15 protein-coding genes and 1 pseudogene are annotated in these 13,300 nt (G+C 61.9%); 3 read left to right on the top strand and 13 right to left on the bottom strand.

Going from position 1 to position 13,300, the window contains the following annotated elements; all coding sequences use genetic code 11:
• The first annotated feature begins 43 nt into the window (after positions 1–43).
• Together EFQ99_RS28390 and EFQ99_RS28385 are read left to right on the top strand one after the other, a co-directional pair.
• On the top strand, positions 44–862 hold the full coding sequence (locus tag EFQ99_RS28390; RefSeq protein WP_126924485.1) for an ABC transporter ATP-binding protein: 819 nt from the start codon (positions 44–46) through the stop codon (positions 860–862).
• Positions 863–874: 12 nt separating this feature from the next.
• A complete protein-coding gene (locus tag EFQ99_RS28385) occupies positions 875–1,756 on the top strand; it encodes an ABC transporter permease (protein WP_126924484.1) in 882 nt (293 codons plus the stop codon).
• A gap of 80 nt (positions 1,757–1,836) precedes the next feature.
• Here EFQ99_RS28385 and EFQ99_RS28380 read toward each other — a convergent pair whose 3' ends face one another.
• The 6 genes and pseudogenes from EFQ99_RS28380 to EFQ99_RS28355 form a co-directional block, all read right to left on the bottom strand.
• On the bottom strand, positions 1,837–3,237 hold the full coding sequence (locus EFQ99_RS28380; RefSeq protein WP_126924483.1) for a sensor histidine kinase: 1,401 nt from the start codon (positions 3,235–3,237) through the stop codon (positions 1,837–1,839).
• Positions 3,227–3,895: a response regulator gene (locus EFQ99_RS28375; protein ID WP_126924482.1), complete on the bottom strand. Its 669-nt coding sequence runs from the start codon at positions 3,893–3,895 to the stop codon at positions 3,227–3,229. Before EFQ99_RS28375 ends, EFQ99_RS28380 begins: the two co-directional genes overlap by 11 nt.
• Before the next feature lie 128 nt (positions 3,896–4,023).
• Positions 4,024–4,218, bottom strand: a pseudogene (locus EFQ99_RS28370) (HD domain-containing protein); the annotation flags it as partial.
• Positions 4,219–4,223: 5 nt separating this feature from the next.
• Entirely contained in the window at positions 4,224–4,538 is a 315-nt protein-coding gene (locus tag EFQ99_RS28365; protein WP_126924481.1) for a DUF2934 domain-containing protein, read from the bottom strand.
• Between the two features lie 78 nt (positions 4,539–4,616).
• The gene (locus EFQ99_RS28360; protein WP_126924480.1) at positions 4,617–4,970 is read right to left on the bottom strand and encodes a hypothetical protein; all 354 of its coding nucleotides are present in this window, start codon (positions 4,968–4,970) and stop codon (positions 4,617–4,619) included.
• A gap of 181 nt (positions 4,971–5,151) precedes the next feature.
• On the bottom strand, positions 5,152–5,442 hold the full coding sequence (locus EFQ99_RS28355; protein WP_126924479.1) for a hypothetical protein: 291 nt from the start codon (positions 5,440–5,442) through the stop codon (positions 5,152–5,154).
• 397 nt (positions 5,443–5,839) lie between these two features.
• On the opposite strand from EFQ99_RS28355, the gene groL reads away from it, so the two are divergent.
• A complete protein-coding gene (groL, locus tag EFQ99_RS28350; RefSeq protein ID WP_126924478.1) occupies positions 5,840–7,468 on the top strand; it encodes a chaperonin GroEL in 1,629 nt (542 codons plus the stop codon).
• A 114-nt stretch (positions 7,469–7,582) separates the two neighbouring features.
• Here groL and EFQ99_RS28345 read toward each other — a convergent pair whose 3' ends face one another.
• From EFQ99_RS28345 to EFQ99_RS28315, 7 genes are all read right to left on the bottom strand, one after another.
• Positions 7,583–8,629, bottom strand: a complete 1,047-nt coding sequence (locus EFQ99_RS28345) for a Gfo/Idh/MocA family protein (RefSeq protein ID WP_208722825.1) — start codon at positions 8,627–8,629, stop codon at positions 7,583–7,585.
• 31 nt (positions 8,630–8,660) lie between these two features.
• Positions 8,661–9,488, bottom strand: coding sequence for a shikimate dehydrogenase family protein (locus EFQ99_RS28340; protein ID WP_126924477.1), 828 nt, complete (start codon positions 9,486–9,488; stop codon positions 8,661–8,663).
• A gap of 131 nt (positions 9,489–9,619) precedes the next feature.
• Positions 9,620–10,351: an amino acid ABC transporter ATP-binding protein gene (locus EFQ99_RS28335; RefSeq protein WP_126924614.1), complete on the bottom strand. Its 732-nt coding sequence runs from the start codon at positions 10,349–10,351 to the stop codon at positions 9,620–9,622.
• A 92-nt stretch (positions 10,352–10,443) separates the two neighbouring features.
• Positions 10,444–11,085 carry an amino acid ABC transporter permease gene (locus EFQ99_RS28330; RefSeq protein ID WP_126924476.1) on the bottom strand — a complete coding sequence of 214 codons (642 nt, stop codon included), beginning with the start codon at positions 11,083–11,085 and terminating at the stop codon, positions 10,444–10,446.
• 10 nt (positions 11,086–11,095) lie between these two features.
• Positions 11,096–11,764 carry an amino acid ABC transporter permease gene (locus EFQ99_RS28325; RefSeq protein WP_126924475.1) on the bottom strand — a complete coding sequence of 223 codons (669 nt, stop codon included), beginning with the start codon at positions 11,762–11,764 and terminating at the stop codon, positions 11,096–11,098.
• A 16-nt stretch (positions 11,765–11,780) separates the two neighbouring features.
• Positions 11,781–12,224, bottom strand: coding sequence for a type II 3-dehydroquinate dehydratase (locus tag EFQ99_RS28320; RefSeq protein ID WP_126924474.1), 444 nt, complete (start codon positions 12,222–12,224; stop codon positions 11,781–11,783).
• 107 nt (positions 12,225–12,331) lie between these two features.
• The gene (locus EFQ99_RS28315; protein ID WP_126924473.1) at positions 12,332–13,162 is read right to left on the bottom strand and encodes a transporter substrate-binding domain-containing protein; all 831 of its coding nucleotides are present in this window, start codon (positions 13,160–13,162) and stop codon (positions 12,332–12,334) included.
• Positions 13,163–13,300 lie beyond the last annotated feature (138 nt).

Here is a 13,300-nt window from a genome sequence, read left to right as displayed (position 1 = left end):
GGGCTTTGCGTGCGCGCCCTTGAAGCACGCCTCAGGTATCACCATGCAACAGGACAACAAACAGATCCCAGCGATCGAGCTGATCAACGTCAGCCGGCGCTTCGTTTCGCCAACCGGCAAGTCCTTGACGGCGCTGCGCGATTTCAACATGACGGTCGCCCGCGGCGAGTTCGTCGCCGTCGTCGGCCCTACCGGATGCGGCAAGTCGACCACACTCAACCTCGTGACCGGCCTTGCCCGTCCGAGCGCCGGCGAAGTCCGGCTGATGGGCGGGCCGATCACCGGCATCGACCCGCGCGTCGGCTTCGTGTTCCAGACCGATGCGCTCTTTCCCTGGAAGAACGTGATCGACAACGTCATGGCCGGCCCGCTGTTCCGCGGCACGCCCCGCGCCGAGGCGGAAAAGAGCGCCCGCGACTGGCTGGCGCGCGTCGGCCTGTCGAAGTTTCTGCACCACTATCCCCATCAGCTCTCCGGCGGCATGCGCAAGCGCGTCTCGCTGGCGCAGACCTTCATCAACGAGCCTGAAATCCTGCTGATGGACGAGCCGTTCTCGGCGCTCGACGTGCAGACCCGTACGGTCATGCACGAAGAGCTCCTGAAGCTGTGGGCCGAGCGCAAGGCCTCGGTCGTGTTCGTCACCCACGATCTCGAAGAGGCCGTGGCGCTTGCCGACAAGGTCTATGTGCTCACCGCCGGTCCCGCTACGGTGAAATCGGTCTACCCGATCGATCTTCCCCGCCCCCGCATCGTCTCGGAAATCCGCTACGAGCAGAATTTCATCGATTATTGCAAGACGATCTGGGAAGACCTGCGCGAGGAGGTTGAGACCAGCTACCGCCGCGCAAGCGAAGCGGCCTGACGGGAGGATATCATGGCACACACGACTTTCGAGGCCGGTTCGGCCACCCTGTTCCGTCCGGGCACGTCAGATGCCGAGATCGAAGCCTCCGCGATGAAGGCGATACGCCGGCGCAACACGCTGGTGCGCTTCTGGCAGATCGCCATCCTGGTCTTCGTGATCGGCATGTGGGAGCTCTCCTCCAACATGCAGTGGATCGACCCGTTCTTCTATTCGAGCCCGAGCGCCGTGCTTCAGCGCCTCTACGAATGGGCGACCGAGGGCACCACCGAAGGCTCGCTCTGGTACAATCTGTGGGTGACGATGGAGGAGGCGCTGATCGGCTTCTTCGCGGGCTCGATCACCGGCGTCTTCATCGGCATCGGCCTCGGCCGCAACCGCTTCCTGTCTGATATCTTCTCCGTCTACATCAAGGCGATCAACTCGATCCCCCGCGTGGTCCTTGCACCGATCTTCATCATGATCATGGGCCTCGGCCTGCCGTCCAAGGTGGCGCTAGCCTTCATCATGGTGTTCTTCGTCGTCTTCGCCAACGCCTTCCAGGGTGTGCGCGAAGCCGACCGCAACATGATCGCCAATGCCCGCATCCTCGGCGCCTCCGACTGGCAGGTGACCCGCACGGTCGTCATTCCCTCGGCGATGAGCTGGATTTTCGCCAGCCTGCACGTCTCCTTCGGCTTTGCGATCATCGGCGCGATCGTCGGCGAGTTCGTCGGTGCCCGCTTCGGCATTGGTCAGTTGATCTCGATCGCCAAGGGCACGTTCGACGCAGCCGGCATGTTCGCGGCAATCCTGCTCGTCATGGTCGTCACGCTTGTTGCCGAATACATCATGACGCTGATCGAGAACCGCCTGGCGAAGTGGCGCCCGCAGCAGCATATCGATACGCAGTAATCAAGATCGACCTCCCAAGGCAGATCGAAGCGAAGGCCGGGCGTCCTGCCCGGCTTTTATTCATTTGATGCGTCTGCGATTTAAGCAAGCGGAAGCCGCACCGTCACGATGAGACCACCTCCATTCGCATCGCCCAGCGAGACCGAACCTCCGGCACCTTCGACGACCTCGCGGACGATCGCAAGCCCGAGGCCGCTGCCCTCGCTTTCGGTTCCCATGATCCGGTAGAACCGTTCGAAAACCTGTTCGCGCTCGCCTGCAGGAATACCCGGCCCGTTGTCCTCGACGGTGACGACGGCGTTGCCGTCCGCCTGCCCGACCGCAACGGTCACCCGCCCATCGGCACTGCTGTAGCGGATCGCGTTGTCGATGAGGTTAACCAGCATTTCGCGCAGCATCGTGCCGTCGCCCTCGAGTATGACGGGGCCGTCCGTTTCCAGTCCGACGTCGATGTTGCGCCTGAGCGCCTCCTCGGCGTGCACTTCGAGGATCTCTCGGGCTGCCCTGCTGAGATCGGTCTCATCACTGCGCGGGCGCCGGCTTCCGGGCTCGGCCCGCGACAAGGTGAGAAGCTGGCTGGCGAGCCGCGAAATCTGCCGCGTGCTGGTGCGAAGCGCGGCAAGCGCCTCGTCGCGGCGGGCCGCATCGCCTTCGCGGGCCGCGACACTTGCCTGCGTCGAAATCAGTGCGAGCGGCGTTCGCAGTTGATGGGCGGCATTCGATACGAAGCGTCGCTGCGCGGCCATCTGGTTCTGCACGCGCTCCATATGGTCGTTCAGCGCATGGACGAGCGGGCGCAGCTCGCTCTGCACCATATCAGGCGACAGTGGATCGAGACGGCTGCGGCCGCGCTGGCGCACGGCGTCCCGCAGTCTGAGCGCCGGCGCCAGGCCCCGCTGAAGCCCGAGGATGGTCACCAGGCTGGCGACGAAGACGAGCACGAACTGCTTCGAAAAATCCGAAAGCCACAACTGCCTTCGCATCGCATATTGGCTCTTATGCGTGACGGCGACGGTCACTGAGATCGCGCCGTCGTCGGGAAGGCCAACGACGGGATGGTCGAGCATCATGACGCGCACGGCAGCGCCATGGAAGGTGCGATCCTCGCCGGCGCGCTGGACGACCGGCAACGGCAGGTCGGGAAAGCCGCTCACCAGGCTGCCCCAGGCGGTGATGACCTGGTAGGATACGCGGTCGCCGAAGCCCGTATCGAACATTTCGAGCGCGGCCGGCGGCACATCCACCAGAACATTGCCGCCTTCGTCGACGCGGACCGCCTCGGCGATCACCCGGGCCGAGGCCAGAAGCGTTCGATCCGTAACCAGCTTTGCCGTCGCATCAGCCGTCCAAAAGCTGTCGTAGAGGTTGAAGCCGATCGCGCCGAAGAGCGTCAGCAGCACCCAGCAAAGCAGTTGCACCCTCAGGCTCTGGCTGAGCCGCGCGATCGTAGCTCCGGCCTTTGTGACGACGTTACTGGACATATCTGAGGAGATAGCCGAGCCCGCGCAGCGTGGCGATCTGAACCGAACTGTTCTCGAGCTTCTTTCTAAGCCGGTGCACATAGATTTCAATGGCGCTCGGATCCGCCTCGTCGTCGAAACCGAAGACGCTATCGGAAAGGGCAGCCTTCGAGACCGTGGTGCCGAGCTTCATGACAAGCTGTTCGAGAACGGCATATTCCCGCGGCGTCAGCTGCAGCGGCTCGCCCTCGACGAAGAACTGCCGTGTGCCGCCGGAAAAGCGCAAGTTGCCGACAGTGATCTCTGAGGATGCCCGGTCCTGCCCGCGACGGACCACAGCGCGGATTCTGGCTTCGAGTTCGGCGATTTCGAAAGGCTTGGCGAGATAATCGTCGGCGCCGCCGTCGAGCCCGGCCACACGGCCGTCCAGGCTCGCATTCGCGGTCAGAATGATGACCGGCAGCTTGCTCCCGGACCGCCTCAGTCGCTTCAAAAGCGTCAATCCGTCGAGCTTGGGCAGCGCAAGATCGAGGATCATCGCCGAATACTCCGCCACCTTGAGCATATGCTCCGCATCCTCGCCATCATAGGCGATATCGATAGTATATTGCGCCTGCCGCAGGGCTTTGCCCAGCCAAGCCGCCAGATCCTTGTTGTCCTTCACCACAAGCAGTCTCATCCATCCCCCTTAACACGTGCGGAGGGCTTGGCGGAAGCGCGCCTGTGGAAGGTCGGCGGCGCTCAGCTTTCGGACGAGGGCGCCCATTTCCGCATGCGCGAAACCATGGAGGAGGCGCTAAAGCCCTATTCCCTCAGCCTGTCGTGCGTCCGGCCGCTGCCTTTCTCGACGACGTCGTGGAGATAGGCGATCGTTCGCTCCTCGTCGCCGGAAACGAGAGCTGCGACCCGCTGGCAATGCGCAAAGAACGGGCCGCCGGTCTTGTCCATCTGCCCCTCATGCGCGTCGTGAGCGATCTGAACGGCATGGTCGAGGTGCTGCATGACGATCACGGTCCTTCGATCTTCCTGGTCTTGGCTTCGCCGGTCGCGATCTCAATCTTGGGCACGGTCGCTTCGACGGTTCGGCCGGGCGTGGTTCGAGGCGGATCGAAATCACCGCTCTCGCCGGCCCCCTGAAGCAGAGCCGCATCGTCCCGGTCATCCTGGTCGATCATGTCCTGCAGCGTCTTATTCTCGTCCTCGCCGGCCAGTTCGTCGCAGGCCTGCAGCCAATGGCGCAGATCCGCACCCTCGGGCCGGCCCTCGGCCTCCCAGATTTCGTAAGCGCGCCGACGTATCTGTTCGTGTTTGTCTATGGCCATGATCTCCTCCAATTCGAGACAGCCGATCGAGGACGTGAGACCGCCGTCTCGCTGCAGCTTCGGCAGGCATCAAAGCTTTCAGGGCGTGTTGATGGTGGGAAGAAAATGCTCCACCTGCCGGCGCTCATCGCTCGAAAGCGTTTCCACCCGCTCCTGCCAGAAGCGCTCGGCCTCCGGCGGATCCTTATCCCAATGGCGAACGGTGATGATGTTGTCGTCGATCTTTGACAGGCGATGGCCGCCAAGGCGCAGATATTCCCTGGCAAGCCGCAGGCTCTGGGTTTCGGTGTCGCTGCCGCGAGCCGTCGCCTCTCTCGCGTTGCGCTGGGCAGTTTCCAATGCTCTTTTGCGGTCGTTCTCTGCCTCTTGCGTATCAGCGCAGCGAGCATCGTCGGTGCCGTTCTCGGGCGGCACGGTAGATATGGAAATCATGACATGGTCCTCCTTCCCTTGAAGGTGCTTGCCGCCCCGCTGAAGCATGTATCCGGGCAGCGGCAGGCGTCATCGATCAGCTTTCGCTGTCGTGATCCAATAACCCTTGCGGGCCCCCTAGAGTTCCGGCGGGAGAGGATAGAAGTGAGGATTCATTTGATGCGGGACGGCCCGGCCGGCATCAGTGAACGGCCATGCTCACCATGCGATAGGGGTGGACGGCCTCGAACTGCAAGATCATCGCCGTTGCCTCCTGCAATACCCGCTCGGCATTCTCGGGATCATCACGGGCGAGTTCGTCGGCGTTGACGCGGATTGCTTCGGCCATGTTGGTGGAAAGGGCCGCGAACTGCCTGTTGCCCTCGACCAGCGCCTCACGCGCTGTGTCTTCCAGCGTACGGGCAATATCGACGAAGATTTCCTCGCGTTCCTCGATGCTCAGGTCTTTGATTATGTTGGTCATCTCTTCCATTTCAGCCACTCCTGAAGACGTGGGATACAATCGAGCTCATCAAGCCTCGATCACCCAAGAGCTGGGAATGCCGAAATCCGAATTCAAGCTTTGAGGCGGCTTGAACGCGCCTTCGAAATCCGAGCACGGCGACTATCGCCGTTATTGCCCAACGCCGGAGCCGATATTCCGTTCCCGCCGCACGTTGGCAGTCGACGACAGCGAGTGCCAATTCTTCATCTAACCTCTTGAAATCGAAACCCGCCAAACCAGATCATTTGCACAAGGCGCTCGCGGCTTCGCATCCGCCGGCGCGGGGTACTGCAGGTTCGGCCTTTCTTGGAAACGCAGAACCGCTCCGACTTTTCGTTTTACGCAATTCCGGGAAAACCGCTTCGGCCGATGAAGGAGTGAGGACATGGCTGCTAAAGAAGTCAAATTCAGCGTCGAAGCCCGCGACAAGTTGCTGCGCGGCGTCGATATTCTTGCCGATGCGGTCAAGGTAACGCTCGGCCCGAAGGGCCGTAACGTCGTCATCGACAAGTCCTTCGGCGCCCCGCGCGTCACCAAGGACGGCGTCTCCGTCGCCAAGGAAATCGAACTCGAAGACAAGTTCGAAAACATGGGTGCCCAGATGGTCCGCGAAGTCGCTTCGAAGACCAGCGACATTGCCGGTGACGGCACCACGACCGCAACGGTTCTCGCCCAGGCAATCGTTCGCGAAGGCGCCAAGGCGGTTGCCGCGGGCATGAACCCGATGGACCTGAAGCGCGGCATCGATCTCGCCGTCAGCGCCATCGTCGGCGAACTGAAGATCAATGCCCGCAAAATCTCCAACAATTCTGAAATCGCCCAGGTCGGAACGATCTCGGCCAACGGCGATGCCGAAATCGGTCGCTTCCTGGCGGAAGCCATGGAAAGGGTCGGCAATGACGGTGTCATCACCGTCGAAGAAGCCAAGACCGCCGAAACCGAACTCGAAGTCGTCGAAGGCATGCAGTTCGACCGCGGCTACCTCAGCCCCTATTTCGTCACCAATGCCGACAAGATGCGGGCCGAATTCGAGGAACCCTATATCCTGCTTCACGAGAAGAAGCTCTCGAACCTGCAGTCGATGCTCCCGGTTCTCGAAGCCGTCGTCCAGACCGGCAAGCCGCTCCTGATCATCGCTGAAGACGTCGAAGGCGAAGCTCTTGCAACGCTCGTCGTCAACAAGCTGCGCGCCGGCCTGAAGATCGCCGCCGTCAAGGCTCCCGGCTTCGGCGACCGCCGCAAGGCCATGCTCGAAGATATCGCCGTTCTCACCGCCGGCACCGTCATCTCCGATGACCTCGGCATCAAGCTCGAATCGGTCACGCTCGACATGCTCGGCCGTGCGAAGAAGGTGTCGATCGAAAAGGAAAATACCACGATCGTCGACGGTTCGGGCGCCAAGTCCGACATCTCGGGCCGCATCGCCCAGATCAAGGCGCAGATCGAAGACACCACCTCCGACTACGACCGCGAGAAGCTGCAGGAGCGTCTTGCCAAGCTCGCCGGCGGCGTTGCCGTCATCCGCGTCGGCGGCTCGACGGAAGTCGAAGTGAAGGAAAAGAAGGACCGCGTCGACGACGCGCTTCATGCAACCCGCGCGGCGGTGGAGGAAGGCATCCTGCCGGGCGGTGGCGTGGCGCTGCTGCGGTCCGTCAAGGCGCTCGACAGCATCAAGACCGCCAATGACGAGCAGCGTGTCGGCATCGACATCGTCCGCCGCGCACTCGAGGCGCCGGCGCGCCAGATCGCCGAAAACGCCGGAGCGGAAGGCTCGGTCATCGTCGGCAAACTGCGCGAAAAGAGCGAGTTCTCCTATGGCTGGAACGCCCAGACGGGCGAATATGGCGACCTCTATGCCCAGGGCGTCATCGATCCGGCCAAGGTCGTTCGCACCGCGCTCCAGGATGCCTCTTCCATCGCCGGTCTCCTCGTCACGACGGAAGCGATGATCGCCGAGAAACCCAGGAAGGAGGCTGCTCCGGCAATGCCTCCCGGCGGCGGCATGGATTACTGAGTGCGTCTTTGCGCGACAAGCTCGGGACAACCATGCACCGAGCAACTTGTCAGAGCGCCAGCCGACATCGTCGCCCGAGCCTCCCGAAGGAGTGGAGACGGTTTAAACGCGAGGTCAGGTCAGCATTTCCGAAACGGCGACGGTGCGGCCTTCCCTGCCGGCCCGGGCGATTGCCAGCACCGTGGCGAGGGTCATCGCGCCGTCGCGGGCGGAAATGAGCGGTTTGGCCTTGCCTTCGATGACATCGACGAAATGGTTGAGCTGATTTTCATAAGCGCGGCTGCCATCGAGCGTAATGTGCTGGCGCACAAGGGGATGCTGCCAATGACCGGCTTCCGTCTCGTGTCGCCAGAGATCCATGCACGGAACCGACAATGCCGCTTTTGTGCCCGCCAGATGATAGGAGTTTTCCGGCTGGTGCGGGAAATAAAGCGCCTGTCCTGCGGCAGTGTCCCAATTGAAAGGCGATACCGCCGCGTCGCTCATCAGAAGCGTCCCCAGGGCGCCGCCTGTGAAACGGACGCTGACGCTCGCCGTATCCTCGACCTCGAATGATCGAACGGCGTTGGATGTGAAGGCCATGACCTCGTCGATATCGCCGCAAATGAAGCGAAGGCAATCGATGTCGTGGATAAGGTTGATGAGCAGCGGACCGCCGCCCGGCAGGCGGCGCCATGCCGCGTCGAAATAGGCAGCCGGCTTGTCCGTCATCCACATGGCGTTGATCGCAACCAGCCGGCCGAGCGTGCCGTCGCGAACGACCTGACGGGCTTTGGCGATATCGGGGCTGTAGCGCCGCTGATGGCCGATCAACACCGGTACGCCTGCTTCCTCCACCGCTGCCACAAGCCGCATCGCCGCGTCGAGCGAGTCGGCGATCGGTTTTTCAACAAGGCAGGGAACCATGCGCTCAACGCAGGCGAGCGCCGCTTCCACATGCAGGGCATTCGGCAGGGCGATAATGGCGCCGTCCGGGCGCATCTGGTCGAGCATCTCACGCATGTCGGTGAAAAATCGCACGCCGAATTCGTCGGCGACGGCTTGCGCCGCCTCGGAGACGTCAGCGATGCCGACCAGTTCAACCCGGGGATTGGCGCGCAGCAGCGCGGCATGTTCCCTCCCTATCAGTCCTGCTCCCATCAATACAATTTTCTGGGACACGAAATCACTCCTTGCTCAAGGACAGACCGCCTCACACCCTGGCGATCGCCCGAAGTTCTTCTGCGGTGGTTGTGGGAAAGCCGAAAAACTCGAGATAGGCGGGGATCTGCTCGAACAGCATGTCGATCCCCACCTGGAATTCGCAGCCGCGCGCCCGCACCGCGGCGAGGAATGGCGTTATCTCCTGCTTCAGCACCACCTCGCCCACGAATGCGGAGGGCGAGATGCGGGACACATCCAACGGCAGGGGGTCGGTGTCGTTCATTCCAAGCGGCGTCGCATTGACGACGATATCGAAGCCGGCGGGGTCGGCCGAACCGGTCGTCACATTCAGGGCCGGATAGTGGAGCCGGAGCCGCTCTGCCAAGCCGTTCATCATCGGCGCATGCGCGTCATAGAGGGCGAGTTCGGCAATACCCGACTGGGCGAGCGAGGCGGCGATCGCCGAGCCGACGCCGCCCGCGCCGATCATCATCGCCCGGCTGCCGCGAAGCTGGCGGCCCCGACGCAGCACGCCGCGCACGAAGCCTTCGCCATCGAACATATCGCCGATCAGCCTGCCGTCCGCGCCGAGTCGCACCGCGTTGCAGGCCCCGGCCACTTGGGCATTCTTCGAGACGTCTTCAAGCAAAGCCATGGTCGAGATCTTGTGCGGCATGGTCACGAGCGCGCCATGGATATTGGAAAGCCTGAAGACCAGCTTCAGGAACTCCGGATAATCTTCCGCCCGGCACCCCATCGGGACCACGACCGCATCGATATGGTGCTTTTCAAAATAAGGGTTGTAGATCAGCGGCGCCTTGAACGAGTGCGTGGGATAGCCGAGATGGGCGATAAGTTTCGTCGTGCCGCTGATCATCGGCTTGAACCTTTTGAGTTTTGCTTTGCCTGCGGCATGAGACCACCTTGGACGGCTTCGGGCGCCCGGCCGACCGGGCAGATGGCGACTTTCGTAACGGCTGCCGCGTCATGACGCGACGCCGGGAGGCATCAGTGCCTGCCGAGGATTTCGCCCAGGAACTTCCGTGTGCGTTCGTGTTTCGGGTTGGAAAAGAACTCGCCCGGCGAGGCCTCCTCGACGATCGCCCCGCTCGCCATGAAGATGACGCGGTCGGCGACCTGGCGGGCAAAACCCATTTCGTGGGTGACGCAGATCATCGTCATGCCTTCCCTGGCGAGGTCGATCATCGTGTCGAGCACCTCCTTGACCATTTCTGGATCGAGCGCCGATGTCGGCTCGTCGAAAAGCATCACCTTCGGCCGCATGCAGAGCGCCCGGGCGATCGCGACACGCTGCTGCTGACCGCCGGAAAGCTGGGCAGGATATTTCTCCGCCTGTTCGGCGATCTTGACGCGCTCAAGCAGTTGCCGGGCCCTCGCCTCGGCTTCCGCCTTGCCGAGACCGAGCGCCTTCATCGGCGCCAGCATGCAGTTCTGCAGCACGGTCAGGTGCGGGAAGAGATTGAACTGCTGGAAGACCATGCCCACTTCGCGGCGAACCGCATCGATCGTCTTCGACTGATGCCCGAGAAGGAGACCGCCGACGCGGATTTCACCTTTCTCGTAAGGTTCCAGGTGATTGATGCAGCGGATCAGCGTCGACTTGCCGCTGCCGGACGGACCGCAGAGGACGATCTTCTCGCCTTTGCGCACCGTCATGTCGATGTCATGAAGGGCCTGGAAGGCGCCATACCACTTCTCGACGCCCGTCATCGTAATCATCATCTCAGCGGCATTCGCCGCATTCGAGCGGTCGTTCATCGATAAACTCCGTCTTCAGAAATTGTGAAAGGCTTGCGCATCATGACCGTTGCCTACCGCACCGATGCCGCGAACTTGCGCTCGAGATGTGCGCCGTAGATTGTCAGTGGGCAGCACATCAGGAAGTACAGGACGCCGACCACGCCGAAGACCGTCAGCGGCTGGAAGATCTGGTTGGAAACGATGTTGCCGGCGCGGGTCAGCTCCATGAAACCGACGATCGACGCAAGCGACGTGCCCTTAATGAGCTGGACGAGGAAGCCGATCGTTGCCGGAAGCGAGATGCGCAATGCCTGCGGCAGGATGACGTCCTTCATCCGCGAGACGTAACCGAGGGCAAGCGCCTTGGCCGCCTCCGTCTGGCCACGCGGAACCGCATCGATCGAGCCGCGCCAGATCTCACCGAGATAAGCGCTCGCATGCAGCGTCAACCCGACGGAAACGGCGGCCCAGGCGTCGAGCCTGATGCCGATGAGGGCCAGGCCGTAGTAAACGACGAAGAGCTGCATCAAGAGCGGCGTGCCCTGGAAGACGGCGATATAGCCGGCGGTGATCCGCTCGATCGACCGGATGCCCGAAGTCCGTGCGAGCGCTATGCCGAGCCCGGAGATGCCGCCGCAGACGAACCCGACGACGGACAGGGCGACCGTCCATTTCAGGCCGAGGAGCAGGAAGAAAAATTCATCGCGACCCATGCAGCGCCCCTCACTTGACCGGATAGCTGAAATAGCGGGCCGAAATGAATGCGAAGAGACGCATCATCAGCCAGGAAATGACGAGGTAGAACGCCGTCACGGTGAAGTAGACCTCGAAGCTGCGGAAACTGTCGGACTCGATCCGCTGGGCGACCGAGGTCAGCTCGTAGGCCGAGATCGCGGAGGCGATGCTGGTCGACAGCGTCAGCAGCACGAACTGGCTGGTCAGCGACGGGAAGATTGCCCGAAGCGCCGGCTTGAGGATGATCAGGCGGAAGACTTGCGCCTTATGCAGGCCGAGCGCCAGCCCTGCCTCCATCTGCCCCTTGGAGATTGACTGCACCCCGCCGCGAATGATCTCGATCGCGTAGGCGCCGCCATTGATGCCGAGCGCGATGATTGCCGTCGGCGTCGGATCCAGCCTCACGCCTGCCAGCGGCAGGGCGAAATAGATGAAGAAGATCTGCACCAGGAACGGCGTGTTGCGGATGATTTCGATGAAGGCGATCACCAGCCAGCGGACGGGCTTGAAACGGGACTGGCGAAGCGCGACGCCGCCTATGCCGATAACGATGGCCATGATCATGCCGCTGATGGCAAGCATGAAGGTGCCGAGACAGCCGGCCAGGAGATCGGGCAGACCTTCGATAACCGGGGTGAAATCCAATGTGTAGTTCATGGGTCTTCCCTGACGATCACGATGCCTTCACCATTCCCGCCATCGCTTCGATCGCCAACTCGTAACCTCGGGCGCCGAAGCCGATCATGATGCCGGTCGCGGTGCGGGAGATCAGCGAATTGTGATAGATGCTCTCGCGGGCATGCACGTTCGAGATGTGGAGTTCGATCTTCGGCCCATCGAATGTCTTCAGCGCATCGAGGAGCGCGACAGACGTGAACGTGTATCCGGCGGGATTGATGATGATGCCGCAGGCTTGCTTGCGCGCCTGATGCACAGACTCCACCAGTTCGCCCTCGAAATTGGTCTGCCGGAAATCCACGGCAAAGCCGAGCGCGCCGGCCTTGGCATGGCACCGGTCGCAGATGTCGGCAAGCGTGGTCGTACCGTAAATCGCAGGTTCGCGCTCGCCGAGAAGGTTGAGATTCGGCCCGTTCAGCACAAAGATCGTGTTGCTCATTTCCAAGCTCCCGGCGCACCGGTACCGTGCGTTGCGCAGCACCGGTGCAGGTACCGCATCGCTACGATGCGGCCTCGCAAGTGGTCAGTACGGTTGAGAACTGCGGATCAGTTCACGGTGAAGGGAATGCCCTCCAGGCTCGCCGGGAATTCCGGAACCGGGACCTTCATCCATTTGTCGTAGACCTTCTTAAGCTCGCCATCGGCCTTGATCTTGTCGATGAAGGTGTTCAGAGCTGCATTGAGCTCCTTTTCACCGAGCCGGGTGCAGGCACCGTTGTAGAGCTTCTGAAATTCGAGCTTGTTCTCGAACTTGCCGGGAGCGGCCTTCTCCACGCGGTCGAGGTAGAAAATATTGCCCCCCAGAGCCTCGACCTGACCGGATGCCAGTGCCTGAATGCTCGGCGCATCACCGTCGTAACGGCGGATCGTCGCCGAAGCGGGCGCGTTCTTCGTGACCTGGGTGTCCTGTGCCGCGCCCTTGGCGACGCCGATCGTCAGGTTGGCCATGTCTTCGTTGGTCTTTATCGATTTGTCCTTCGGACCGATCAGCACGATCGCGTTGGCGACATAGGGCTTGCTGAATTGTACGGCCTTGGCGCGGTCGGGCAGCATGGCCATGGTCGCGAACAGCACGTCGACGCGGCCGGTGGTCAGCGCCGGAATGCGGTTATTGACTTCAAGCGGCACGAATTCGACCTCAACGCCAAGCTCCTTCGCAAACAGTGTCGCGATGTCGGCATCGAGGCCGTCCTGCTTGCCGGCGCTGGTAACGAAACCCCACGGCGGATTGTCACCCTGGATGCCGACGACCAGCTTGCCTTTCGCCTTGATCTCGGCGGGCGTGACGGCGGCAGCGGGCTGCGCCATGGAAAATGCGGCCATAAGAGCTGCCGCTCCCAGCAAGGCATGGCGGCGCCCCAATTTGAATTCGAACATTTCGTGCTCCTCCTCTCGTGATCCCCTGGGGGATCCTGTCAGCACTCCATTTGCTGACGACGACGCAAAACTGACATAATAGCATCTTTAAATCAACGTAGTTTTTCGACAATATATGATGAAATTGGTTTAGGCATG

Source organism: Rhizobium vallis (assembly GCF_003985155.1).
In the GTDB taxonomy this organism is placed as follows: Bacteria; Pseudomonadota; Alphaproteobacteria; order Rhizobiales; family Rhizobiaceae; genus Rhizobium; species Rhizobium vallis.
This window is presented reverse-complemented; position numbering and strand designations above follow the sequence as displayed.